This is a genomic window from Agrobacterium sp. LEGMi-208b (assembly GCF_059511785.1).
On record NZ_CM183445.1, the window covers coordinates 1169227 to 1193642 of the forward strand.

The following is a 24416-nucleotide window of genomic DNA, read 5'->3' on the forward strand; positions in this document are numbered from 1 at the left end:
AGCCAGAGCCTATAGTGTAGGATGTGGCGGCAGGCATAATATCGAGGTGTGGCGCGTATGTATCGTGCTCTGACAAGGGATATCGAGGTAACGGTCGATCCGTATTATCTCGAGGAACAATCCGACCCGGATGACGATCGCTACGTCTGGGGCTATAAAGTCGTGATCGCGAACAATTCCGATATTCCGGTTACCCTCGTCAATCGCTATTGGCACATCACCGATCAGAACGGACAGGTGGATGAGGTCTATGGGCCGGGCGTCGTGGGTGAGAAGCCGCATCTGAAACCGGGCGACAGCTACGAATATTCCTCCGGCTGCCCGCTGGATACACCTTCCGGCCTGATGTTTGGCCATTATGAAATGGAAACGGAAAACGGCGAGGTGTTCAACGTCACCATACCCGCCTTTTCGCTGGATTCACCCGGCCTGATGCGGGTTCTGAACTGACCCTCACCCGGCAATGAAAAAGCCGCGCCCTTGAGGACGCGGCTTTCATTCAGGCATTTTCAAATTCGCTGACATCGTAGCGATAGGTCGTGGAGCAGAACTCGCAGGTCACGGCAATGGCGCCGTCTTCCTCGCTCGCCTTGATCTCCTCGGCGGTGAAGCCTGACAGCACGCCCTTGATCTTGTCCCGCGAGCAGCTGCAACGGTCGAAAACCGCCTGAGGATCATAGATACGCACGCCGCTCTCGTGGAAAAGCCTGAAGAGAAGGCGTTCCACCGGCACCTGCGGATCGGTTAACTCGTCGGTATCCACCGTGTTCAGCAGCGTGACGGCTTCCGTCCAGGCATCGTCCTCCTGCACCTCGTGACCGCCCTCGTCGCCATCGCCGCCATGCAGGTCGCGCATACGCAGCCGCTCGGGGGCCTGCGGCAGGAACTGCGCGATAACGCCGCCCGCGCGCCAGCCATGACGCGGCTTGCCTTCGCCATCACGGTCGAAGAACTCGGCAACGCCCAGCCGCACGCGGGTGGGAAGCTGTTCCGACTGACGGAAATACACCCCGGCAATGTCTTCCAGCGAGGAGCCATCAAGCGGCACAATACCCTGATAAGGCTGCATGCCCGCACCCTGATCGATCGTGAAGGCCAGAATGCCGTTGCCGAGCAATTGCTCCGGCGACGTCGCCCCCGCCGCAATCGCCTCCGCCAGCCGCTCCTCATCGAAACGGGCATAAGCGCGCATGCTTTCCGGCGCGGTGAAATCCGCGACCAACAGGTCGACCGGTCCGTCACCCTTGGTCTGGACGGTCAGCTTGCCGGAAAACTTGAGCGACGTGCCGATCAGCGCCGTCAGAACGGTCGCTTCCGCCAGCAGGCGGGCGACCGCCGCGGGATAGTCGTGCCGTTCGAGGATGGCGTTCAGCAGCGGACCCACCTGTACGGCGCGGCCGCGCACATCCAGACCTTCGACCTGAAAGGGCACAACCTTGTCGTCGCCAGCAAAATCGAGATCGTCCAGTTCAACCGTTACATCTGCCATGTCATACTCCCTGGCGCAGCCGTGGCGCCGCTACCGTCCAAAAGTCCGGCTTTTAAAATGTGCTTTTTCCGCTTGTCGCACAGAGACCCGGGAAGAGAAACCGCCTCCGGGGAAAAACGTGCAAATCGTGATGATGGCCCGCCAGCAAAACCGACGAGCCTCTTCGAAGTCCCACAGATGGTAATCTATGCTGCCAAGTTCAAGCACCCGGCCTGACGCGTATCAGACCGGGGGATCCTGGTCAGAGGACGCCCATGCACCATGCGATGATGGACTTCTGCGCATGGAGACGGTTTTCCGCCTCGTCGAAGACCACGGATTGTGGACCGTCGATCACCGCATCCGTCACTTCCTCCCCGCGGTGCGCCGGCAGGCAATGCATGAACAGCGCGTCTTTTTCCGCCTTCGCCATCAGGGTTTCATTCACCTGATAGGGCTGGAAGATATTGTGGCCGCGCGCCTTGTGTTCCTGGTTCATGGACACCCAGGTATCGGTGACGACGCAATCCGCACCCGAAACGGCCTTGTCGGCATCATGGCACAGCATGATCTCGCCGCCATTGTTGCGCGCCCAGTTCAGGAACTTGTCATGCGGTTCGGAGCCCATCGGCACGGCCATCGTCATGCGGTAACCGAAACGGGCCGAGCCTTCCACGAAGGAATGCAGGACGTTGTTGCCGTCACCCGTCCAGGCAATGGTCTTGCCTTTGACGGGGCCGCGATGTTCCTCGAAGGTCATGATGTCAGCCATGATCTGGCAGGGATGCGTGTCATCCGTCAGGGCGTTGATGACCGGCACCGTCGCATGTTCGGCAAGCTCCAGCAGGCGCGAATGATCCGTCGTGCGGATCATGATGGCATCGACATAACGCGACAGGACCTTGGCCGTATCGCCGATCGTCTCGGCGCGACCGAGCTGCATTTCCGTGCCGGAGAGGAAAAGCGTCTCGCCACCGAGCTGGCGCATGCCGACATCGAAGGAGACGCGGGTGCGGGTCGAAGGTTTTTCGAAGATCATTGCCAGCATCTTGCCGGCAAGCGGCTTTTCCGCCGTTCCGGCCTTGGTGGCGGCCTTGCGCGCCCGGGCATCGTCGAGAATTGCCCGCAGGTCCTGCGAGCTGACGGCCGACAGGTCGAGAAAATGTTTAGGTGAAGCCATTTCAAACTGTCCCATGCTCGCGAGCCTCCGGGAAGAGGCCCGCCCTTTATTGTTTCCTCAGGCGATTTTCGCCTGTTTCGCTGTCAGGGAGGCGGCGGCCGCTTCCACGCGTGCCAGGCCCTCGCGGGCCTCTTCCGCCGTGGTGACGAGCGGCGGCAGAAGACGGATGACGTTGTCGCCCGCCGGCACGCCCAGCAGATGCTCGGCGCGCATGGCCTGCAACAGCTCGCCCGACGGGATCTTCGCCTTGATGCCGAGAAGCAGGCCTTCGCCGCGAATTTCCTCGATGACATCAGGATAACGATCCTTCAGCGAGGCAAGGCCCTGGCGGAAGACCAGCGCGACATCACGGACCTTTTCCAGAAAGCCCTCCGAGAGGACGACATCAAGCACCGCATTGCCAACAGCCATGGCCAGCGGGTTGCCGCCATAGGTGGTGCCATGCACGCCTGCCGTCATGCCGGAAGCGGCATCCGCCGTCGCAAGGCACGCGCCGAGCGGGAAACCGCCGCCGATACCCTTGGCAACCGCCATGATATCAGGCGCAACACCCGTCTGCTCATAGGCGAAGAGCTTGCCCGTACGGCCGACACCGGTCTGGACCTCATCAAAAATCAGCAGCATGCCATGCTCGTCGCAGAGCGACCGCAGCAGCTGCAGAAATTCTTTGCTGGGCGCGCGAATGCCGCCTTCGCCCTGAATGGGCTCTATCAGAAGCGCGGCCGTCTCGGCGGTGATGGCGGCCTTCAGCGCATCGACATCACCGAAGGGCACCTGGTCGAAACCCTCGACCTTGGGACCGAAACCTTCGAGATATTTCTGCTGACCACCGGCGGCGATCGTCGCCAGCGTACGGCCATGAAAGGCGCCTTCGAAGGTGATAATCCGGAATTTTTCCGGATGTCCCTTGGAATAATGATAACGGCGCGCGGTCTTGATCGCGCATTCCAGCGCTTCCGCGCCGGAATTGGTGAAGAAGACCTTGTCCGCGAATGTCGCTTCCGCCAGGCGCTTTGCAAGCTTTTCCTGGCCCGGTACTTCATAAAGGTTCGAAACGTGCCAGACCTTCTCGGCCTGGGTCTTGATCGCTTCCACGAGGTGCGGATGGGCGTGGCCCAGCGAGTTGACCGCGACACCGGCTGCAAAATCCAGATATCGTTCGCCGCTTTCCGTGAACAGCCAGACGCCCTCGCCTCGCTCGAAGCGCAGGGGGGCTCTTGCAAATGTATCGAACAATGGCGCGGCGGCTTCGGCCATGGCTGTATCACTCCTTGCGCGGATGCGCTGTCAGACGTTGTCAATAGGCCTTCGGGGTTATCCCTTGCCTGAAAATCAAAAATGCCGCCTCGCGGCGGCAGGGGCACTATTGTCACTTCGCCTGCCGATGTCAACAAAAGTCCGCGTTTCCCGGGCTTCTCAAGCACTAGTAGGAGGTGGCCGGTGAGGCCCAAGGTGTTGCCTTTCAGACTCAACTCGCCAGCAAGTTGGGGAAAACCGGAAAATCGATTCCAGATGATTCCCCCGACTCTTGCCACAGAGTCAGGCTGGCACTAGGTTAATCGCTAATTACTAGACTGCATTGCGGCGGAACTAGTCACCAAAAATCCGGCGGAAACCACGCTCGCGGCACGCCCGCGAGACGGAGAGGGATTCTGCCGACATTATACGCGACGAGCGGAGAAGCGGCATGAACTGGACAGACGAGCGGGTCGAAAAACTCAAGAAATTGTGGTCCGAGGGGCTTAGCGCCAGCCAGATAGCGGCACAGCTGGGCGGTGTCAGCCGCAATGCCGTAATCGGCAAGGTCCATCGCCTTAACCTGCCTGGCCGCGTGAAGGCCGGCGGCCCGGTGACTTCGGCGCGTTCCGCGCCCAAGCGCGCTGCCGCCCCTGCCCCACGCGCGACGAATTTCGCAACCCGCGTCAGCGCTGCCCCCGCACGGGCCTTGAACCGCTCCAACGCGGCAACCGCGCTGCACGAGGAGATCGATATCGAGACCGCCGAAGTTCTCGAATACGTTCCTTCCAAGAACGTGGTTACGCCAATTTCCCGTCGCCTGACGCTGACGGAACTGACGGAGCGCACCTGCAAGTGGCCGGTCGGCGACCCCTTGAAAGACGATTTCCATTTCTGCGGTTGTGAAGCACTGGAATCTTCGCCCTATTGCAAGTTCCATGCAAAGCTTGCCTACCAGCCGGTAAGCGAGCGTCGCAAGGCTTGAGTGTTGCGGCACGCATTTGACACTCAAAAACTACGGGCCTTCGGGCCCGTTTTTTTGTGGGAAAATTCAAGGCGGTTCCTCCTTGCAGCACGCGTTGTTTAAGAGGCGCTCCAATCCTTGTTCTTGCGCAATCTGCGGACGCAAACCGCGAAGCGTCCCTTACTGCAAATGCTCTGAATTCGTCGGCGGCGTGCCGCGCCCTTCCTGACTGGCTTCTCTGCGCAGTCCAAATCTCAGCGAACCGTCTATCGCCCCCAAGAATGACAGGGGTGCCGCATTTGCGGAAGGTTCAAAATCGAAAGGCCCGACACCCATTCCGGTCCCGGGCCTTCTGATTTTTGGGGAATTATCCCGAGTGAAACCATCGGTTTCGGTTTTGCTCAGGCTTCCATCGAATATCCAGCACCGCGCACGGTGCGGATGACATCCTGCATATGCGAAAAATTGAGCGCCTTGCGCAGACGTCCGACATGCACGTCGACGGTACGCTCATCCACATAGATATCGTGGCCCCAGACGCCATCCAGCAATTGCGAGCGGGAGAATACCCGGCCCGGAGAGGTCATCAGGAATTCCAGCAGCCGGAACTCCGTCGGGCCGAGGCGCACTTCGCGGCTTTTCCGGTGAACGCGATGGGTCTCGCGATCCAGTTCGATATCACCGCATTTCAGCACCGAAGACAGAACCTCAGGACGAGCCCGGCGCAGCATGGCCTTGACGCGGGCCATGAGTTCCGGCGTCGAGAACGGCTTGACGACATAATCGTCGGCGCCGGTGGCGAGGCCACGAACCCGTTCGCTTTCCTCGCCGCGCGCCGTCAGCATGATGATGGGCAGGCGTTCGGTTTCCGGCCGCATTCTAAGCCGCCGGCACAGTTCGATGCCGGAAACGCCGGGCAACATCCAGTCCAGGATGAGAAGATCCGGAATACGCTCCTGCAGCCTGATTTCCGCCTCGTCGCCACGGGGTATCGTGTCGACGTCATATCCCTCAGCCTCGAGATTGTAACGAAGCAGGACGCTTAGCGCTTCCTCGTCTTCCACAACTGCAATCTTGGGCACCATATGCTAACTCCGCAAGCCGCTGCTTGTCTGTTACTCGGTCACCGAACCGAGCGTGTTGGAACTGTCGTCCTTCGGACGCTCGCCCTCCGGCTGGCTGCCGGTGGTCATGTAATAGATCGTTTCGGCGATATTGGTGGCGTGGTCGCCGATACGCTCGATGTTCTTGGCGCAGAAAAGAAGATGCGTGCAGGTGGTGATGTTGCGCGGATCTTCCATCATGTAGGTCAGAAGCTCGCGGAAGAGCGACGTATACATGGCGTCGATTTCCTCGTCGCGCTCGCGGATGGCATTGGCCTTCTCGGCGGAGCGTGTGGAATAGACGTCAAGGACTTCCTTGAGCTGCACCAGTGCCAGCTCCGACAGATGCTCGATGCCGCGGGCGAGCTTGCGCGGCACGCCGGTTCCGGCAACCGCGATGACGCGCTTGGCGGTGTTCTTACCGAGATCACCGACGCGCTCGAGGTCGCCGGCGATACGCAGGGTGCCGATGATCTCGCGAAGATCGGCCGCCATCGGCTGACGTCTGGCGATGGTGACGATGGCCTTGTCGCCGATCTCCCGCTCGGAATGGTCGAGGATCGTATCGTCGGAAATGACCTTCTGCGCAAGTGCGGCATCGGAATTGACGAGCGCACGCACGGCGTCGGCGCACATCTGTTCCGCAAGACCGCCCATTTCCGCGATGCGGCGCGTCAGAAACTTCAATTCATCGTCATAGACGGAAACGATATGCGAATGGGTCGTTGTCTGTGTCATGGTCTAGTCCTCCGGCTTGGCCTGCATGCGCGTGCCCAGAGCGGGCACGGCAGAGGCACCAGTCTTGTTCGGTTTCGATAAAGCGCCGGCCGGGATCAGCCGAAGCGGCCCATGATGTAATCCTGCGTGCGCTGATCGTCGGGATTGGTGAACATCTTGTCGGTTTCGTTTTCCTCGACAAGATGGCCAAGATGGAACATGGCCGTGCGCTGGGAAACACGGGCCGCCTGCTGCATGGAGTGTGTGACGATGACGATCGTGTAATTGGTGCGCAGCTCGTGGATCAGCTCCTCGACCTTTGCGGTCGCAATCGGGTCGAGCGCCGAGCAGGGCTCGTCCATCAGGATCACTTCCGGGCTGACGGCAACCGCGCGGGCAATGCACAGACGCTGCTGCTGACCACCGGAAAGGCCGGTGCCGGATTCGTGCAGGCGATCCTTCACCTCGTTCCAGAGACCCGCCTTCTGCAGGCTCTGCTCGACGATCTGGTCCATATCCGCCTTGTTGCGGGCGAGACCGTGGATGCGCGGGCCGTAGGAAATATTCTCGTAGATCGACTTCGGAAAGGGGTTCGGCTTCTGGAACACCATGCCGACACGGGCGCGCAGTTCCACGACGTCGATCTGCTGATCGTAAATATCGTCGGTGTCGAGCGTGATCTTGCCGGTGACCCGGCAGCCGTCGATCGTATCATTCATACGGTTCAGGGTACGCAGGAAGGTGGATTTACCGCAGCCGGACGGGCCGATCAACGCGGTCACCGTATTTTCCCGAACGTTGAGGTTCACGTCGTAAAGCGCGCGCTTCTCGCCGTAATAAACCGAAACGTCCTTGCCGATCATCTTGTATGAGACTTCATTCATTTTCTTGTCCAGCGCCTTTTCAACTGCTGCTTCCGACAACATGTTCATTGCTCAAGCTCCCTCTACCAGCGCCGTTCGAAGCGGCGACGCAACAGGATTGCGCCAACATTCATGACGATGAGGAACAAAAGCAGGATGATGATAGCGCCGGATGTCCTTTCGACAAAGGCGCGCTCGGCTTCGTTCGCCCACATGTAAATCTGCACCGGCAGGGCCGTGGACGGATCCATCGGCGTTGTCGGGTAATTCGCGACGAATGCCACCATGCCGATCAGCAGCAGCGGCGCCGTTTCGCCCAGCGCGTGGGCGAGACCGATGATGGTGCCGGTCAGGATGCCGGGCATGGCAAGCGGCAGCACATGATGGAAAATCGTCTGCATCTTGGACGCGCCGAGACCGAGGGCTGCGGCGCGGATCGACGGCGGCACGGCTTTGAGGGCTGCGCGGGTCGCGATGATGATCGTCGGCAGGGTCATCAGCGTCAGGACGAGACCACCGACCAGCGAAGCCGACCGCGGAAAGCCCATGAAGTTGATGAAGACCGAGAGACCGAGCAGACCGTAAACGATCGAAGGAACGGCCGCGAGATTGTTGATATTCACCTCGATAAGATCCGTCAGACGGTTCTTCGGAGCGAATTCCTCAAGATAGATCGAAGCGGCAACACCGATCGGCAGCGACAGCACCAGCACGATCAGCATCATGTAGAAGGAGCCGATCAGCGCCACGCCGACACCCGCCGCTTCCGGACGGCTTGAGGCGCCGTTGACGAAGATGCCGGTGTTGAAATGTTTGCCGAGCTGGCCACTTTCCGCGAGCTGGTTCATCCAGCCGAGCTGCTGGTTCGAGATACGGCGATTGGCCTCATCCGCCGTCAGATCGACCTGGCCCTTGAAGGCACTGTCGACGTCGCCCGACGCCAGAAGCGTGACGGTGCGCGTGGTGCCGATGACGGCGGGATCGGCGACGACGATGTCGCGAAGCTGCGTGCGCACGCTGTCGGAGATCAGGAGGTTGACGGCACGCAGGCCGGCACGGTCCGTTGGCGCAACGCCGAGAACCTTGGCGACGGCATCACGGGCAACGACCGGATAATTGGCCGTCATCAGCTTCGCCGGGTTCGTGGCGCGCTCATTCTTGGGATCGATGATCTGTTCGGAAAATTCGACCGGAACGGTGATCATCGTCTGCTGGAAGGCGGTGTAACCCTTGGAAACCACCGAGAAAAGCAGCAGGAACAGAAAGATGAGGCCGAAGGAAATCGCTGCCATGCCGTAAGCACGGAAGCGGCGTTCGGCGGCATAGCGGCGCTTGATGCCGATATCACGGCGTGTGGCCCTGTTGACGGCAGCACCGGCTGCGGGAGAAACGATGTCGGTCATTCATATTGCTCCCGGTATTTGCGCACGATGTAAAGCGCGTAGATATTCAGGCAAAGCGTGATGGCGAAAAGCGTGATGCCGAGCGCAAAGGCAACCAGCGTCTGCGGCGAGGTGAATTCAAGGTCGCCGGTGAGCTGGCTGACGATCTTGACCGTTACCGTGGTCATGGGCTCGAAGGGATTGAGCTGCAGGCGGGCAGCAACACCTGCTGCGAGAACCACGATCATGGTTTCGCCGATGGCGCGCGACGCCGTCATCAGCACGGCGCCGACGATGCCGGGAAGAGCGGCCGGAATAATGACCCTCTTGATCGTCTCGGAGCGCGTGGCGCCAAGGCCAAGCGAACCGTCACGCAGCGAGCGCGGCACGGCGGTGATGATGTCATCCGACAGCGACGACACATAGGGGATCAGCATGATGCCCATGACGAAGCCGGCGGTGATGACGCTCTGCGCCTGGATGAAGTTGGCGTAGTTGCCCGTCGCCAGACCGTTGATCTGCGTGGAAATGTCTCTGAGGAAAGGACCGACCGTCGTGAGCGCGAAGAAGCCGTAGACGATGGTGGGAATGCCGGCGAGCACTTCAAGCAGCGGCTTTGCCATGGAGCGGAAGCGGGGCGAGGCATATTCCGCCATATAGATCGCCGAAAAGAGACCGACCGGAACCGCAACCAGCATGGCGACGAAGCCGATATAAAGCGTGCCGGCGAGCAGCGGGATAAGGCCGAACTGGCCGGAGGAGTCGGTAGCACCCGCCGCGGCAAAACGCGGATCCCAGACCGTTCCGAAGAAGAACTGGTGGGCCGGAACCATGGTGAAGAACTGGATCGCCTCGGTCAGCATCGACAGAACAATGCCGATGGTTGTGAGGATGGCGATGGACGAGGCGACGAGCAGGGCCGCGAGAATGACCTTCTCAACCTGGTTGCGCGCCCGGAAGCGCGGCGCGATCGCACGCAGCGCATAGGCGGCACCGCCGAGCGCGGCCAGCAGGACGATGGCGATCATCGCGATGCGGCTGGTGGAGCTCATGGTGTTGAGCGTGTGGGCGGCATCGACCATGAAACGCTCGGGATCACCGGCGATCGCCACACCCTTCGATGCCAGAAGCGGCCGGACCGCAGCCGTGTCCGCCTCGACCTGCGCGGTTTCCTCCGGCGTCAGCCGCTGGAGGCCACGGGCGATGGAGGTCACCATGCCGTAGGTCAGGCTCTGCTGCGCTTCGGATTGCGCCCGCACGTCCTCGGGGAAATTACCGCGCACCGCGGAGGTGACGAGCAATGGGCTGACAATGAGCCAGGCACAGAGAATGAACGCCGCGGGCAAAACAGCCCAGACGACCGCGTAGGAACCGTGATAACCGGCACGGGAATGCATGCTGGCGGGGCGACCACCAGACAGGGCGACGGCACGGCGGCTGCCGAGCAGATAGCTGCCGATGCCGATGAGCGCCAGTATCAGCAAAAGGATCGATGTGTTCATTAGAGTTCCCTCGGCGTGCCTCAAGAGCACGGTGCGATATCGGGCAAATCAAAAAGTCATCAAAACGAGACCGCTGGACCATCCAGAGATGCTTGCCGCCTGACTGTAATAAAGTCTGGCAAGCGTCAAGGTTGATACGTCCTATCCATCTGTAATCCATCAATAATCATGTGGATGGCGATGGATGGGAACTGTCAACCGGAGACAATCACCGAGACGAATGGCGCCGAGGCGGAATGGCACCGAAGCGGAACGAGGGGTGCGGCAGGCCGCACCCCCCCTTTCTTATTACATCGAAGCGCCGGCAGCGAACTTGGCGCGGATTTCTTCGCGCTCTTTGTCCGGAGCGGCAACGAGGCCGTAGTTTGCGAGCGGGGAGTCGGGGCCGATCATTTCGTCAGAAACGAAGAACTCGACATATTCCTTGAGGCCCGGGATAACGCCCAGGTGAGCCTTCTTCACGTAGAAGAACAGCGGGCGGGAAACCGGGTACTTGCCGCTGGCAACGGTTTCGGTGGACGGAACAACGCCGGAAACAGTCGCAACCTTCAGACGGTCAGCGTTGTTTTCATAGAAAGCGAGGCCGAAAACGCCGAGACCGGTCTTGTTGGCATCGATACGGGCCAGCGTTTCGGTGTAGTCGCCGTCGATGTCGACCGCAGCACCGTCCTTACGGACAGCGATGCACTTTGCAGCAGCCTGCTTGGCATCGGTGACGATCTTCTTGATAGCGTCGGTGGCGCCGGCTTCCTTGCAGCCGTCAGCCATGATCTTCTCTTCGAAGACTTCGCGCGTGCCGTGCTTGGAGCCCGGGATGTAAGCGGCGATCGCTACATCAGGCAGTTCCTTGTTGACTTCCGACCACTTCTTGTTGGGGTTGGCAACGAGCTTGCCGTCCTTGACGATTTCAGCGGCGAGAGCGAGGTAAAGATCCTTCGGCTCGAGCTTGATGTCCTTGTTGGACGAGTCCATTGCGAAGACGATACCGTCGTAACCGATCTTCACTTCCTGGACGTCGGCAACGCCAGCAGCCTTACAGGCGGCCAGTTCGTCGCTCTTGATTGCGCGCGAAGCATTGGCGATGTCGATGGTGCCTTCGCCGACGCCGGAGCAGAATGCCTTCAGACCGCCGCCCGTGCCGCCGGACTCAACAACCGGAGCCTTGAAGTTCGGGAAGGTTTCGGCAAAGGTTTCGGCAACGATCTTGGCGTAGGGCAGAACCGTGGAGGAACCGGCAACCTGGATCTGGTCGCGAGCAGCGGCGGCGCCAGCGAAGGCGACAGAAGCCACCAGAGCTGCTGCGGAAAATTTAACGATGTTCATTTGTCTCTCCCGTCGTGGGCTTTGTTGTGGACGCAGCCGATAGCGACACTCGCTCTTAGCTTGCGCTCGGCGACCTTTTCTTAACCACCGTAGCCCCATCCTTTTATGTCACTTTGACGAAAGATTTGTGACAATCTAAATTATTGATTTTACTTGAAAATATTTACGACGTTAAAAGCAGATGCATATTTTATGTCAGAATCTCACGGTGAAGTCCGTACCGCTGCCCAATTCCGATTTAATGATGAGGCGAGCGCGGTGGCGGGTGAGGATGTGCTTGACGATGGCAAGCCCGAGGCCCGTGCCCTTTTTCGAGCGGCTGTCGGCGACGCTGACACGATAAAAACGCTCCGTCAGGCGCGGCACATGTTCGGCGGGAATGCCCGGCCCCTTGTCGATGACACTCACCTCCACCGGCTTGCCGGGTTCGGCCCGCAGCCAGACATCCACGACCTTCCCCTCCTGACCGTATTTGCAAGCATTTTCAACGAGGTTCTGGAACACCTGCACCAGTTCGTCGCGGTCTCCCTGCACCTCTGCCGGCCGGTCCGGCAGGTGCAGCGTGATGGTCACATCGAGTTCGTCGGCAAGCGGCAGCAGCGTATCGCGCACGTGGCCGATGACGGGAACGAGATCGACCTTCTGGTCGGGCGCGATGTTGGCCCGCAATTCCAGCCGCGAAAGGGACATGAGATCGTCCACCAGCCTGCTCATGCGGGTTGCCTGATCCAGCATGATGGCGAGGAAACGTTCCTGCGCCGTCGGGTCGTTGCGTGCCGGCCCCTGCATGGTTTCGATGAAACCGCGCAGCGAGGCGAGCGGCGTGCGCAGTTCATGGCTGGCATTGGCGACGAAGTCGCTGCGCATCCGGTCGATGCGGCGAAGCTCCGAGACATCGCGGAACGAGAGGATGTAGAATGGCGGGCCTGCACCCTCTCCCACATCCGCACGGGCGATGCGCACGATGAAGACCCGTTCGGAAGGAAAGCGCTCCGAATGTTCGACCTGGTTGGGCTGGCCGGTGGTGATGGTTTCGCGAATGACGTCCAGGAGGCCGGGAGAACGCAGCCGGGCGGAAATATGCGCGCCGGGCGGAAGCAGGCCGAAGGCACGTTCGGCCGCGCCGTTCTGAAACAGCACGCTGGCATTCTTGTCGAGAATGAAAACGGGGGTATCCAGAACCGCGAGACCCGCCCTTACGCCGGAAATGACGTTTTCACCAGGCACTTCCGGCTCATCCGTTTCCGCAGCCGGGTTCCCCCCATCTTTTGCGGAAGCCACCGCAGGCCCATCCCGAACGGCGAGAATGGCAATGACGGCGCAAAGCCACAGGGCGACGGGCATATAAGGCGTGTTGAGTTCGACAACGGCCACGATGGCGAGCATGCTGACGATGAGAATGGGCAACCAGTTCCGGCCGAGCTTCCTTCCCAAACGCCTTAGTCCACCATCGCCTTCCATGACTGCCATTTCAGCCTGCTCTTTCCATTCTCATCTGACAGCGCATCGAAATCTCATAGGCCAGCTTCATGACAGAGATTCATCATCGCGCATTTTCCACAACGTATATGCGCAAAATCGACGCCGCAATCGCTCCCGCCGCCGCACCCCGCTCAACCGGTCCTGTTTCACTTGAATTCTGGCAATGGATGTGAACTCATTGGCGGTGAGTTGCCTTTACACAACAACAGCAGGAGAAAACTATGGGCGAAGAAACGAAGAAGCGGACGGTCGATATCACCATTGGCGACAAGCTGCGCAGCTTCGACATCGACGATCCGGTTCTTCCTGACTGGGTTGAGGAAAAGGAGCTTTCCGCCGGCAATTTTCCCTATGACAAGAAGATGAAGCGGGAGGACTACGACACCACGCTGGAGGCGCTTCAGGTGGAGCTGGTCAAGGTGCAGTTCTGGCTGCAGGCCACCGGCAAAAGGGTCATGGCGGTTTTCGAAGGCCGGGATGCTGCAGGCAAGGGCGGCGCGATCTTCGCGGCCCGGGCCTATCTCAACCCCCGCTATGCCCGCGTGGTGGCACTGACCAAACCGACGGAAACCGAGCGTGGCCAATGGTATTTTCAGCGCTACATCTCGCATTTTCCGACCGCCGGCGAATTCGTTCTCTTCGACCGCTCCTGGTATAACCGCGCCGGAGTCGAGCCGGTCATGGGCTTCTGCACGCCGGAAGAACACAAGCGCTTCCTCAAGGAAACGCCACGTCTGGAAAAGATGCTTGCCCATGAGGACATTCACCTTTTCAAATTCTGGCTCGACATCGGCCGCGAAACGCAGATCGGGCGCTTTCACGACCGCCGCCACAGCCCGCTGAAATGCTGGAAGCTTTCAGACATGGACATAGCTGCGCTTACGAAATGGGACGACTACACGCAGAAACGCGACGAAATGCTGGAAAAAACCCACACCGATGCCGCGCCCTGGACGGTGGTGCGCGCCAATGACAAGCGTCGCGCGCGGGTGAACCTCATCCGCCACATTCTTCTTGCGCTCGATTATGAGGGCAAAGACAAAAAAGCCATCGGTGAGATCGACGACAAAATATTGGGATCGGGACCGGATTTTCTCAAATAGGACCGGAAGACGCGAACAGGCGCCTCCATCCGAGGCGCCCGTTTTTCCCTTACTGGCCCGGCAAAATGCGCACGGAATAAAGATTGACCGGGCGGCCGCTGCCATCGATATCGCTGTTGATGAAGATCCTGCCCGGCGCATTGGGGGCAAGAGATCGTTCGAACGCCGCGTTCAGCAGCATGTCCGCGCGCTCGGCCGTGGCGGTGAAGCGATGGCGGGAGCAATCGCCAAGCGTGGCGAAATCGCAGGCGACGGAAACCTGGGTCTGCCGGTCGCTGGAGGATTGCAGCGTGATCGAAATGGTCGAGGACTTGCCCGCCATATCCCGCATCACCTCCACCGGAACCTCAACGCTGACGGCGCCATCCTGCGAGACACTTCGCGATGTCACCTTTATCGCCTTGCCGGCGGGTGTGGCGATGTTTTCGACAGCGGCGCGCGGGCCGGCCGAAACACCGGAACTGCCACGCTCCGCATTGAAGACTTCAACCCAGTCATCGGAAAAACCACGGCCGGCGGAAAGGCTCGGTGCGGGCTCCGTCCCGTTGAAATCCTCGGCCTGCACCTGCGCCGGCGGATTGGGCACGCTGGTATCGCGCTGTTCCGGCGACAGCAGGAGGCCGGAGGAATAGACCCACCAGGCACCGAAACCGACAAAGGCCAGAAGCGTCACATAAATGAAAAGCCGGGCGAAAAGCCCCCGGCTCTTGCGGCGCCCAACCGCGCCTTCCGGACGGAAGGCAAGCGAGGAGTCGCCCTTGCGGGTACCTCTTTTCGGCGGCTTTGCATTGCGTGGCCCCGCATTCAACGGCTCCGGAGCGACGCCCGCACCCGGACGCGCATCGCGCGTTTCACCGCGCAGCTCCGGCTCGACGGCCATGCTGCCCCGATGCGGCGGCTGCGGAGCGGGATCGACCGAGTGATCGTCCTGTGCCGGATTTTCGGGCGCGGGTGGGCGCAATTGCTGCTCCACCCTGTCCAGAAGACGGTTGCGCTCTTCATTTTCAATGAGATGGATCAGGCTTTCGAGCCGCTGGCGCTGCTGGGCGACGACCTGCGGATCGTCTATTCCCTGCTTGCGCAGGCCCGCTTCCAGCGCCTGACGGGACGATTGGTAAATCCGTGCACGAACTTCGGCGTTCGATCTGTCCGATTTTTCCAGAGCATTTCTGATTGCCGTTTCCAGTCCGCTCACGACCGATCCTTGTTCTATTGCGCTTTGCAAAAAATATGCGGCGCTGCGCCATGTCTTCACGATTCGGTAACGGCTATACCGCCCCTCCGCAAGCATCGTTTACGATAAAGACCGGATTGGCTTGGGGAAAATCAATTCATTGTGGCGCTACGAACGCAGATTCGAGAGGTCAATGCGACGCTGTTTTTGCTTTCAATCCGTTGCCGAACACGATATTGACTTACGTGCGCGTAAACGTAATTCGTGGAGGAGACATGCTGCCGTCCGTGCTGAAAGACAATCTGCGTCTTCCGGTCATAGCATCACCGCTATTCATCATTTCGCATCCGCAGCTGACGCTGGCGCAATGCAAGGCCGGCGTCATCGGCGCTTTCCCGGCGCTCAACGCGCGGCCCGAAAGCCAGCTCGACGAGTGGCTGGCGATGATCACCGAGGAACTCGACGCCTATAACCGCGCCAATCCCGGGCGCCCGGCGGCGCCTTTCGCGGTCAACCAGATCGTACACATGTCCAACCGGCGGCTGGAGCATGATCTCGGCCTTTGTGTGAAATACAAGGTGCCGGTGGTGATCTCCTCGCTGGGGGCGGTGCCTGAAGTCAATGCGGCCGTGCACTCCTATGGCGGCATCGTGCTGCATGACGTCATCAATGACCGCCATGCCCGCTCCGCCATTCGCAAGGGCGCGGATGGGCTGATTGCGGTGGCGGCCGGTGCGGGCGGACATGCGGGCACGCTTTCGCCCTTCGCCCTCGTTCAGGAAATCCGCGAATGGTTCGACGGGCCGCTGCTCTTGGCCGGTGCCATCGCCAATGGCGGTTCCATTCTCGCGGCGCAGGCCATGGGCGCCGATATGGCCTACATCGGTTCCCCGTTCATCGCCACGGAGGAGGCGCGCGCTTCCGAAGGCTACAAGCAGGCGATTGTGGACGCACAGGCCAAGGATATCGTTTATTCGAACTATTTCACGGGTGTGCACGGCAACTACCTGAAAAGTTCGATCGTCGCCTCCGGCATGGACCCCGACAATCTGCCCGAAGCCGACCCTTCGAAAATGGACTTCGAAACCGCCACCGGCGGCGCCAAGGCCTGGAAGGACATATGGGGCGCGGGTCAAGGCATCGGCGCAATCAAGGCGGTGGAACCGGTGGCGGCGCTCGTCGATCGTCTGGCAAATGAATATGAAACGGCCAAAAAGCGCATCTGCGGGAAAGGCTGACGTCACGGGCAAACAACGGACAGGCAAAGCTTTTTGCGGAAATTTCAAAACCAGCACATTCAAGGCTTGAAATCCGTCAGCATTGCCTGTATCAGCCCGCCTTGAAGCTGATCCGCAACAAACGGGTCACAATCGGGCCGCTTTAGCTCAGTTGGTAGAGCACGTCATTCGTAATGACGGGGTCACGTGTTCGAGTCACGTAAGCGGCACCATTTTCCCAAATCCCAATCAACTTCAAAATTGCCAATCATTGCCTTGGGCGGCCTTGGAGCGTCGTCGCAACGTGATGGCCCTCGATAGACATCTCTTATCTTGCCGCTGAATTGAGCCGCCGCTTGCCTGTTCAGGTCCGGTTAAGAGCGCTTGCCTCAGGGTATTCGCCAATGGAACCGCGGACTTCATCACGCGTTTGAGTCCGTTATTGGGAGCAGAAATCATGAAGCTATTGAGCGCAGCAATTTGTCTGGTGTCGCTAGGCGTTCTGACCGGATGCGTCGATGATCCCGGCTATCGCACCGGGGGCTACTATACGACCGGTGTGTACTATCGATCCTATGATCGCGACCGCTACTACCGGGATTACGACCGCCGTTACTGGGGAGAACGAAGAGAGTGGCGGGATCGACGCGACAGGGACCGGGGCCAGGACCGGAGCGCAAGCGAATGGCGCAATCGGCCACAGCCCCGGACGGAGCCTAGCAGCGGAGGTCGCCGCGATGTACGCAACGCACCGGTCATATTGCCAAATGGTCGGGCAATTTATCCGGACTGACCAAAGCGATCGGCTTTCTCAGCCCTATCACAGATTTTGACAGTCTGTGTTTTCCCTCGTATTATCAAGGCGGTGGTGCTTTTGCGGCTACGGCAAACTCACCGCCCTGGCTTTTGCGGCTTCCGAAAATTAAATCCGACGCCTTTTAGTCGCCGTAAAAGGCGGCCACCTTCCTCTGTATTGTTCCTCAGTCTTAGTCTGTTTTGAACTCCAGGGCGACTGAACCCGGAATGCGGCCCCCGACTTGTCGCCCCGATGGCTTGGCTTCCACGAATACTCGAAGCACGACACGATAACTCGGTCGGAATCGTTGGCTGACCTTTTCTTAAGGGGCGATACCGTGTCCCATCAGAATGAAAAGGTCAAAAGATACTGTACGCTTCCCAATTCCTCGATCACCGGAACCTTTGAAACCAAACCGCCCACCACACGTTCTCCAGCAGGTCATAAACAACTGGAAAGCCTCTCAACGTGGACGTTATCCGTATTCTCATCGCCATCATCCTGCCGCCCGTCGGCGTGTTTCTCCAGGTCGGGCTCGGCCTGCATTTCTGGATCAACATTCTCCTGACGTTGTGCGGTTATGTTCCCGGCATTATTCACGCGATCTGGGTGATCCTGCGGAAGTGACACCCGCCTCCTATTCGCGATGGAACGTCCGCAACATTTTAGTACGTGATTAAATTCTTATTGGCTGCGGGAACCTCGTCTTCTCCCTCACGTTATGGTGATGACACCAGCCAAGGAGAAAATCATGAACCAGATCATCTACATCGTCGGCCTCGTCGTCATCGTCCTGGCAATCCTGTCGTTTTTCGGCTTCCGTTGATTCCCGTTGTCAATTCGATCGCTTGCGCATATCCTAAGCAGCAGTGACACACGACTGCGTTCATGGGTTGCTTCGCTGTCGGGTGAATTTCGGGATCGCGTTGCTCTGGGAGGTGCACGATGAAGAACGAGAGATGGACAGAACCTGTCGAGGTCAATCTTGAGGCGAATGGCAAAAGCGTCATCGCCGGCCCCTTCGAAGCGCTGACATTGTTGACCGAAGGTTGGCCCAAAATCGGTGGGTTGAGCTTCGTGAGAGCGAGAAGCGCCTGCCGCGCCGCCCTTGACGGACGCAAATCGCCCGAGGAGGCACGCAAGTGCTTCACCGACGCGGTTTCCGAGATGCAGAAAAACCCGCATTGACGCCCAAACGAAAAACGGCTCCTGAAAAGGAGCCGTTCTTTTATGTGCGATGCTTCCGGGGATAGAATAAACCGGCAGCGCCTTCTGGGCGGGTTTACATCCAATAGGGGGCGACGCCGTAATAGTCGTAGACCTTGCGATCCCTGGCGTTCAACAGGTCGTTATCATCGAGATTGGCGAAGTGCGGCGCGTTTTCAATCTCTTCCTTGGTGAGATCGATGCGGTAGCCGTCGAGTTCTTCGTCGTAATGCAGCTTTTCCCATGGCAGCGGATAATAATCGTCGCCAATGCCGAGGAAGCCACCAAAGCTCAACACCGCATAGGCCACGCGCCCGCCGCGTTTTTCCAGAATGATGCGCTGGATCGAGCCGATATGTTTGCCATCGGCACCATAAACGCGGGTGCCTTCCACCTTGTCGCTGGCGATCAGGCTCGGCGTATCCTTGACATAGGGATCCTGTCCGGCGCGGGGTTCCTGATGCATCATGTGCCTTTCCTCCTTGATTTTCCTCGTTTGTGTCACGTCTGGTAAACCCCTCGACGGACAATTCGTTCCGCGGCGTTTCAGACGCTTCTGCCGGAATTTTTTTGAAGGAAAATGGAACGAAAACGCGCGTTTATTGGCGGATTTTCTGCCAGACGGACGGAGAGACACCGACCATCTTGCGAAAGACGCGGGAGAAATGCGCCTGATCGGAAAAACCGGCGGCGATGGCGATGTCGGTCAGCGCCATGTCGGTTCGCATCATCAGTTCCTTGACGCGATCGATGCGCGCCTGCATCTGCCATTGATGCGGCGGCACGCCGGTGGAGGCCTTGAAGGCATGGCTGAAATGCGATTGCGACAGGTTGGTCAGTTCCGCCAGTTCCTCCAGCCGGATCGACCGCAGGCAATGTTCGCGGATGTAATCCGTCGCCGCCCTTAACTGCCAGACCGCGAGCTTGCTGCGTTTTTTGACCGGCTCACGCTTCACCTTCAGGAAATCCGTCAACAGTGCCAGCACAAGGCTCTCGCCGTAGAGGTCGTGCAGCGGATCGGGATTATCACATTCGGCGGCAATCAATCGCGCCAGCGCCAGCAGGCGCTCATCCTCGAACATCAGATGCGGATCGAGCAGACCGTGCGGATCGAAGCCCTGCACCAGCCGCGCACCCAGCAATCCCGCATCGAAATGCAGATCGAGATGACGCACGAAAGAGACGTTGCTGAGTTCAGCATGCACATCCAGATCGGCGGGCACGAAGGAAATCCGGTTCGCCTTGGACGATCCGAAATTATCGCGGCGGCAGCGGTTCATCATGAACCGGCCGTCATCCGTCCCATCCATATCCAGCAGGAAAACGAAGCGTGGATCCTTGCCGACATAACGCCCGCCCGCCTTCGGGGCGCAACGCACATCCCAGAGATCGGCGACAATGCCGTTCCAGACCCTTGAGCGCGGGCCGCCGATGACGGCAAAGCCCTCAATCTCATTTTCCATCCGCACGCGGAAAGCCATGGCCTCTCGATCCCGCAGGGCGCCATGGCGCCATTATAAACATGATAAATCTATTCATGTTTATAATGGCAAACTGCTTTCCCCGCAACTGCCGGCCTTCGGCCAAGCCTTACCACTTCTTGGAAAGCTTGAAGGTGATGGTGCGGCTATCGCCCCAGCCGCAGACGGAGACGCCGGCGCAGCTCTTCACATATTCCTTGTCGAAGACATTGGCGACGTTGATCGATGCGGTCCAGTCGTTCTTCTCATAGCGGATAGCGGCGTCGAAGACGGCGGCATCCGGAACGCGCAGCGTATTTGCCTCATCCGCCCAGGATTTGCCCTGATACCGTACGCCGCCGCCGAGGCTCAGGCCTTCCAGCGCGTCTGTGGTAAAGGCATAGTCCAGCCACAGCGAGGCGGTGTGGGCGGGCACGATCCATGGCGACTTACCGATCAGATTGGGATTGGCATCGCGGGTAATCTCGATATCCGTATAGGAATAGGAGGCGAGCGCCTTCCAGTTCTCGCTGAGATTGGCCTTGGCCTCCAGTTCGAAGCCGGTGGATTCGACCTGCCCGAACTGTCCGCTCGTGGTCACACCACCGGCCGTATAGGACACGATGGCATTGTCCTTGACCAGTTTGAAGACGGAGGCCGTGATGCTGCCATCGAAGAAGGTCGGCTCGTATTTGATGCCGGCCTCGAACTGGTGACCTTCTTCCGGCGAAGCGGGCGTGCCATCCGCAAGCGTATCGATCAGCGGATTGAAGAAAGTGGCCGCAGAGACATAGGGCGTCAGACCGTTATCGAATTCATAGGCAAGGCCGGCCCTGCCGCTCAGCGCATCGTCATTCGAGCGGCGGGATAGGCCCGCCGGCAGCCTGTTGTTCAGTTCCGTATCGACATAGTCGTAACGGCCATTCAGCGTGACCAGCCAGCCGTCGCCGAAACGCAGCTGGTCCTGGGCATAGATGCCGATCTGCTGCTGGGTCACGATATTGTCGGCATAAACGAAATTCGTTCCCTGCATCGAACCATAGACCGGGTTGAGCGCGCCGATTGCATTCGATCCGCAGCAGGCCTGTACCTGATCCAGTCGGTAATATTTATAGTCGAGACCGAAGAGCAGCGAATGGTTGACCGCGCCTGTATCGAACTGGCCTTCGACCCGGTTATCGACACCAAAGCTGTCGACTTTCGACACACCGTCATAACCGAAGCGGGTCAGCATATAGTCGTTGGTGGTGGCATCGAGGATAGGCTGGCCATTTGCATCGGTATTGGCCCAGCCGCCGGCATAGGGTCCGGTCTCGTGCTTGTAGAGGTGGCCGTAACGGGCGTTCTGGCTGATCTTCCAGCCATTGTCGAATTCATGGCTGACCTCGTAACCCACCATGGACTGGTAGACACGGCCATTGTCGATATCCGGTTCGCCATAAAAGGCCTTGCGGTCGAGCTTGCCGAAAGGCGCGTCGACCACCGTGCCGACATAGGGCAGGAAACCGTTGCCGATATGAACCTGATCGAGCGCCGAGAAATAGCCGTAGAGCGTCGCGCTTGTCTGCGCATCCGGTTCGAAGGTGATCTGCGGCATGATGAAGCCGCGCAAGTCCTCGGAATAATCGGTGTAATTGTCGCCGCCGGAGACCTTGCCGGTGACGCGGTATTTCCATACCCCTTGCTCATCGACCTTGTCGCCGAGATCGAAGCCGAAGAAGGCATTGCCGAAATTATTGATGCCGATTTCCGTTTCGCGCACCGGCTCATCCTGCGTGCGCTTGCGGACCATCTGCACGATGCCGCCGGGATTGGCGCCGCCATAAAGCACCGAGGCGGGGCCCTTCAGAACTTCGACGCGCTCCAGACCATAGGCATCCATCTGGAAACCGCCGAAACCGTAGCTGAACAGGTTCAAACCATCGAGAAACACGCCGGTCTGGGTGGCCTGAAAACCGCGAATATAAATCCAGTCCGTATCCGGGTCCGTACCGAAGGGCTCCGCCGTCACGCCGGGGGTATAACGCAGTACCTCGTCGATTTTCGTCACCGCGCCACGGTCATCCATTTCCTGGCGGCCGACGACCGATACGGATTGCGGAATATCCTTGGTTTCCGTCTCTGTTTTCGAACCCGTCGCGCTTTTCTTCGCGACATAACCCCGGACCGGGCCCGTCGCGTTTTCCGCGCCCTGCCCTTCAACGGTAATCTGCCGCAGAACGGTCGTGTCCTGCGCGTGGCCCATCGCTGGCGCCATCAAAACAACGGCAGCCGTGCCCAAAGCCAGACGGCTCAAAAACATCCCATGCAAATTTTTCAAGATATGCCCCGAAACAGATCGCGGCCGATGTCCATATCCGACAGGCCGCGGCACCTCAATTAAGCTGAGTATTTACATCAGGATTAAGGCAGGATGCTTGTCGTTTTCTGGCGGGATTTGAAGCTTATTGGCCTCTCGCACAGTTTTGCGCCCGTCATTTATCGCGTAGGGCTTCGATATCAGCCCTTGCGCCGGCCGATCCTTGCAAGCTGCATGACCGGAAGCATGCCGATGACGACGATTGCCAGCGCTGCGATGGCCGCCTCCTCATAGGTGCCGCGCGCCGCTTCGCCATAAAGATGGGTGGCGAAGGTTTCGAAATTGAGCGGCCTCAACAGAAGCGTGGCGGGAAGTTCCTTGATGCAATCGACAAAGATCAGCAGCGCCGCAGCCGCAAGCGACGCCTTGGATAGCGGCAGATGAATCTGGCGGAATGTCTGCGTCGCGGATCGCCCGAGCGTTCGCGAGGCGTGATCGAAGGATTGCGGGATGCGGCTGAGGCCGGCATCCACACCGCCTGCGGCAATGGTCAGGAAACGCGCCGAATAGGCGTAGATCAGCGCGGCACCGCTGCCGATGAAGATGAGGCCGGTAGAAATGCCGAACCAGTCACGCATGGTCTGGTCGACAAAGCGGTCGAAGCCGCCGAGCGCAATCAGCACGCCGATGGCGATGACCGTGCCGGGGGCCGCATATCCGACCGTCGAAAGGCGATAGGACCAGAGCGAGAGACGCCCCGGTGCAAGCCGCATTGCATAAGCAACCGCAAGGCCGAGGATCAGGGTGATCACCGTCGCCAGCCCGGCAAAGACGATGGTGTTCAGAGCCTCATCGGCAAAACGGGCGGACAGACCGCTGAAACGGAACCGTTTCCATGCCTCGATGACGAGATAGCTGGCCGGTGCGACAAAGCCGATCAAGACCGGCAGGCCGCCAAGCGCGAAGGCAAACCAGCCCTTCAGGCCATTCAGCCGCACTGGCTCCAGTTCCCTGCTTTTCTGCGCCGAAACCGCATAACGCTGCTTGCGCCGCGCCCAGCGCTCGAGCGCCACGAGGGCGACAACGATGAACAGCATTGAAAGCGCGATCTGCGCCGCACCCGGGAGGTCGGATTTCGTGACCCAAGTCGTGTAGACGGAAACGGTGAGCGTGCGGACGCCGAGGAACTCCGATGCTCCTATGTCGTTCAGCGCTTCCATCAGAGCAAGACTGGTGCCGACCGCAATCGCCGGGCGTGCCAGCGGCACTGCCACTTTAAAGAAAGCCGCGCGTCTGGAAACGCCGAGCGTGCGTGCCGCTTCCAGCAGGTTGCCCGCCTGCGTCAGGAACATAGCGCGCACGGGAATGTAGACATAGGGAAACAGCACGAAACCGAGAAGGACAATGCAGCCCGTCATGGACCTTATGTCCGGCAGGCGGAATTCGCGCGGGCTGGAATAACCGAGCAGCCAGCGGATCGCACCCTGCACCGGTCCGATGGGATGCAGAATATCCAGATAGGCGTAAGCGACGATATAGGTGGGCATGGCCAGCGGCAGCAGCAGCGCCCATTCCAATATTTTGCGGCCGGGAAAATCATAGGCTGTGACCAGCCAGGCGGCATAGGTTCCGACGACACCGGCCAGCAGCCCGACACCGGCAAGAAGGATCGCCGTATCCGGAAGCGCCGTCCAGAGCACGGTTGAGCCGAGATGGGCCCAAAGGCCTTCAGAACCCTGAAAAGCCTGCGAGACAAGCGCCAGCACCGGCACCATGGCACCACAGACCGCCAGCACGGAGAGGCACAGCCACCAGAAGGAGGATGAAAACCTGGCTCGGGCACGGGGTGTCAATGGCTGGATGGCGTCTGGATTCATGTGCTTTCAGAAAATACGCGGAAAGGCGCCCGCAGATGCGAACGCCTTCCACCATGTTATCGCT

At 59.5% G+C, this 24416-nt stretch carries 21 protein-coding genes and 1 tRNA gene; 7 read left to right on the forward strand and 15 right to left on the reverse strand.

What is annotated here, in order from left to right:
- Window positions 1-57: 57 nt before the first annotated feature.
- Window positions 58-450 (forward strand): Co2+/Mg2+ efflux facilitator ApaG/CorD, encoded by a 393-nt coding sequence (gene apaG, locus AC5YUO_RS05830; protein WP_003503545.1) that lies wholly within the window; start codon window positions 58-60, stop codon window positions 448-450.
- Window positions 451-499: 49 nt separating this feature from the next.
- Here the strand turns inward: apaG and AC5YUO_RS05835 are convergent, their stop codons facing one another.
- From AC5YUO_RS05835 to AC5YUO_RS05845, 3 genes are all read right to left on the reverse strand, one after another.
- Window positions 500-1489 (reverse strand): Hsp33 family molecular chaperone, encoded by a 990-nt coding sequence (locus tag AC5YUO_RS05835; RefSeq protein WP_400821170.1) that lies wholly within the window; start codon window positions 1487-1489, stop codon window positions 500-502.
- A 241-nt stretch (window positions 1490-1730) separates the two neighbouring features.
- Window positions 1731-2648, reverse strand: a complete 918-nt coding sequence (gene argF / locus AC5YUO_RS05840) for an ornithine carbamoyltransferase (protein WP_496154571.1) — start codon at window positions 2646-2648, stop codon at window positions 1731-1733.
- A gap of 57 nt (window positions 2649-2705) precedes the next feature.
- Window positions 2706-3905: an aspartate aminotransferase family protein gene (locus AC5YUO_RS05845; protein WP_496154572.1), complete on the reverse strand. Its 1200-nt coding sequence runs from the start codon at window positions 3903-3905 to the stop codon at window positions 2706-2708.
- A 430-nt stretch (window positions 3906-4335) separates the two neighbouring features.
- Here AC5YUO_RS05845 and AC5YUO_RS05850 point away from each other — a divergent pair, with 430 nt between their 5' ends.
- On the forward strand, window positions 4336-4869 hold the full coding sequence (locus AC5YUO_RS05850) for a GcrA family cell cycle regulator (protein ID WP_496154573.1): 534 nt from the start codon (window positions 4336-4338) through the stop codon (window positions 4867-4869).
- Between the two features lie 380 nt (window positions 4870-5249).
- Here the strand turns inward: AC5YUO_RS05850 and phoB are convergent, their stop codons facing one another.
- The 7 genes from phoB to phoR form a co-directional block, all read right to left on the reverse strand.
- Complete coding sequence (gene phoB / locus AC5YUO_RS05855) at window positions 5250-5933, reverse strand: phosphate regulon transcriptional regulator PhoB (RefSeq protein WP_003493692.1); 684 nt, start codon at window positions 5931-5933, stop codon at window positions 5250-5252.
- Between the two features lie 30 nt (window positions 5934-5963).
- Entirely contained in the window at window positions 5964-6689 is a 726-nt protein-coding gene (phoU, locus tag AC5YUO_RS05860; protein ID WP_400821182.1) for a phosphate signaling complex protein PhoU, read from the reverse strand.
- A gap of 95 nt (window positions 6690-6784) precedes the next feature.
- Complete coding sequence (pstB, locus tag AC5YUO_RS05865; RefSeq protein ID WP_269341816.1) at window positions 6785-7600, reverse strand: phosphate ABC transporter ATP-binding protein PstB; 816 nt, start codon at window positions 7598-7600, stop codon at window positions 6785-6787.
- Window positions 7601-7614: 14 nt separating this feature from the next.
- On the reverse strand, window positions 7615-8934 hold the full coding sequence (pstA, locus tag AC5YUO_RS05870; protein ID WP_400821184.1) for a phosphate ABC transporter permease PstA: 1320 nt from the start codon (window positions 8932-8934) through the stop codon (window positions 7615-7617).
- Window positions 8931-10415, reverse strand: coding sequence for a phosphate ABC transporter permease subunit PstC (gene pstC / locus AC5YUO_RS05875; RefSeq protein WP_400821186.1), 1485 nt, complete (start codon window positions 10413-10415; stop codon window positions 8931-8933). Before pstC ends, pstA begins: the two co-directional genes overlap by 4 nt.
- A 288-nt stretch (window positions 10416-10703) precedes the next feature.
- A complete protein-coding gene (locus tag AC5YUO_RS05880; protein ID WP_400821188.1) occupies window positions 10704-11738 on the reverse strand; it encodes a substrate-binding domain-containing protein in 1035 nt (344 codons plus the stop codon).
- A 195-nt stretch (window positions 11739-11933) separates the two neighbouring features.
- Window positions 11934-13208, reverse strand: coding sequence for a phosphate regulon sensor histidine kinase PhoR (gene phoR, locus AC5YUO_RS05885; RefSeq protein WP_400821190.1), 1275 nt, complete (start codon window positions 13206-13208; stop codon window positions 11934-11936).
- 233 nt (window positions 13209-13441) lie between these two features.
- Between phoR and ppk2 the strand changes: the two genes are divergently transcribed.
- Entirely contained in the window at window positions 13442-14323 is an 882-nt protein-coding gene (ppk2, locus tag AC5YUO_RS05890; RefSeq protein WP_496154574.1) for a polyphosphate kinase 2, read from the forward strand.
- 49 nt (window positions 14324-14372) lie between these two features.
- On the opposite strand, the gene AC5YUO_RS05895 is transcribed toward ppk2, so the two are convergent.
- The gene (locus AC5YUO_RS05895; protein ID WP_496154575.1) at window positions 14373-15518 is read right to left on the reverse strand and encodes a hypothetical protein; all 1146 of its coding nucleotides are present in this window, start codon (window positions 15516-15518) and stop codon (window positions 14373-14375) included.
- A gap of 254 nt (window positions 15519-15772) precedes the next feature.
- Between AC5YUO_RS05895 and AC5YUO_RS05900 the strand changes: the two genes are divergently transcribed.
- The 4 genes from AC5YUO_RS05900 to AC5YUO_RS05915 all read left to right on the forward strand — a co-directional run bounded on the left by AC5YUO_RS05900 (window position 15773) and on the right by AC5YUO_RS05915 (window position 18698).
- Window positions 15773-16735: an NAD(P)H-dependent flavin oxidoreductase gene (locus AC5YUO_RS05900; RefSeq protein ID WP_496154576.1), complete on the forward strand. Its 963-nt coding sequence runs from the start codon at window positions 15773-15775 to the stop codon at window positions 16733-16735.
- A 136-nt stretch (window positions 16736-16871) separates the two neighbouring features.
- Window positions 16872-16947 (forward strand) — tRNA-Thr (locus tag AC5YUO_RS05905).
- 1031 nt (window positions 16948-17978) lie between these two features.
- Window positions 17979-18137 (forward strand): YqaE/Pmp3 family membrane protein, encoded by a 159-nt coding sequence (locus AC5YUO_RS05910; RefSeq protein WP_496154577.1) that lies wholly within the window; start codon window positions 17979-17981, stop codon window positions 18135-18137.
- 318 nt (window positions 18138-18455) lie between these two features.
- Window positions 18456-18698 (forward strand): DUF982 domain-containing protein, encoded by a 243-nt coding sequence (locus AC5YUO_RS05915; protein WP_003519998.1) that lies wholly within the window; start codon window positions 18456-18458, stop codon window positions 18696-18698.
- Between the two features lie 94 nt (window positions 18699-18792).
- On the opposite strand, the gene AC5YUO_RS05920 is transcribed toward AC5YUO_RS05915, so the two are convergent.
- The 4 genes from AC5YUO_RS05920 to AC5YUO_RS05935 all read right to left on the reverse strand — a co-directional run bounded on the left by AC5YUO_RS05920 (window position 18793) and on the right by AC5YUO_RS05935 (window position 24352).
- Window positions 18793-19185: a PRC-barrel domain-containing protein gene (locus AC5YUO_RS05920; RefSeq protein WP_003503587.1), complete on the reverse strand. Its 393-nt coding sequence runs from the start codon at window positions 19183-19185 to the stop codon at window positions 18793-18795.
- A 130-nt stretch (window positions 19186-19315) separates the two neighbouring features.
- A complete protein-coding gene (locus AC5YUO_RS05925; RefSeq protein ID WP_496154578.1) occupies window positions 19316-20197 on the reverse strand; it encodes a helix-turn-helix transcriptional regulator in 882 nt (293 codons plus the stop codon).
- A 109-nt stretch (window positions 20198-20306) separates the two neighbouring features.
- Window positions 20307-22496, reverse strand: coding sequence for a TonB-dependent siderophore receptor (locus tag AC5YUO_RS05930; protein WP_496154579.1), 2190 nt, complete (start codon window positions 22494-22496; stop codon window positions 20307-20309).
- A gap of 179 nt (window positions 22497-22675) precedes the next feature.
- Window positions 22676-24352: an ABC transporter permease gene (locus tag AC5YUO_RS05935; RefSeq protein ID WP_496154580.1), complete on the reverse strand. Its 1677-nt coding sequence runs from the start codon at window positions 24350-24352 to the stop codon at window positions 22676-22678.
- Window positions 24353-24416 lie beyond the last annotated feature (64 nt).

Excerpts from the sequence above, each read along its gene's own strand:
- apaG (WP_003503545.1), top strand. The coding sequence starts at position 58 with ATGTATCGTGCTCTGACAAGGGATATCGAGGTAACGGTCGATCCGTAT.
- AC5YUO_RS05835 (WP_400821170.1), bottom strand. The coding sequence starts at position 1,489 with ATGGCAGATGTAACGGTTGAACTGGACGATCTCGATTTTGCTGGCGAC.
- argF (WP_496154571.1), bottom strand. The coding sequence starts at position 2,648 with ATGGCTTCACCTAAACATTTTCTCGACCTGTCGGCCGTCAGCTCGCAG.
- AC5YUO_RS05845 (WP_496154572.1), bottom strand. The coding sequence starts at position 3,905 with ATGGCCGAAGCCGCCGCGCCATTGTTCGATACATTTGCAAGAGCCCCC.
- AC5YUO_RS05850 (WP_496154573.1), top strand. The coding sequence starts at position 4,336 with ATGAACTGGACAGACGAGCGGGTCGAAAAACTCAAGAAATTGTGGTCC.
- phoB (WP_003493692.1), bottom strand. The coding sequence starts at position 5,933 with ATGGTGCCCAAGATTGCAGTTGTGGAAGACGAGGAAGCGCTAAGCGTC.
- phoU (WP_400821182.1), bottom strand. The coding sequence starts at position 6,689 with ATGACACAGACAACGACCCATTCGCATATCGTTTCCGTCTATGACGAT.
- pstB (WP_269341816.1), bottom strand. The coding sequence starts at position 7,600 with ATGAACATGTTGTCGGAAGCAGCAGTTGAAAAGGCGCTGGACAAGAAA.
- pstA (WP_400821184.1), bottom strand. The coding sequence starts at position 8,934 with ATGACCGACATCGTTTCTCCCGCAGCCGGTGCTGCCGTCAACAGGGCC.
- pstC (WP_400821186.1), bottom strand. The coding sequence starts at position 10,415 with ATGAACACATCGATCCTTTTGCTGATACTGGCGCTCATCGGCATCGGC.
- AC5YUO_RS05880 (WP_400821188.1), bottom strand. The coding sequence starts at position 11,738 with ATGAACATCGTTAAATTTTCCGCAGCAGCTCTGGTGGCTTCTGTCGCC.
- phoR (WP_400821190.1), bottom strand. The coding sequence starts at position 13,208 with ATGGCAGTCATGGAAGGCGATGGTGGACTAAGGCGTTTGGGAAGGAAG.
- ppk2 (WP_496154574.1), top strand. The coding sequence starts at position 13,442 with ATGGGCGAAGAAACGAAGAAGCGGACGGTCGATATCACCATTGGCGAC.
- AC5YUO_RS05900 (WP_496154576.1), top strand. The coding sequence starts at position 15,773 with ATGCTGCCGTCCGTGCTGAAAGACAATCTGCGTCTTCCGGTCATAGCA.
- AC5YUO_RS05915 (WP_003519998.1), top strand. The coding sequence starts at position 18,456 with ATGAAGAACGAGAGATGGACAGAACCTGTCGAGGTCAATCTTGAGGCG.
- AC5YUO_RS05920 (WP_003503587.1), bottom strand. The coding sequence starts at position 19,185 with ATGATGCATCAGGAACCCCGCGCCGGACAGGATCCCTATGTCAAGGAT.
- AC5YUO_RS05925 (WP_496154578.1), bottom strand. The coding sequence starts at position 20,197 with ATGGCTTTCCGCGTGCGGATGGAAAATGAGATTGAGGGCTTTGCCGTC.
- AC5YUO_RS05935 (WP_496154580.1), bottom strand. The coding sequence starts at position 24,352 with ATGAATCCAGACGCCATCCAGCCATTGACACCCCGTGCCCGAGCCAGG.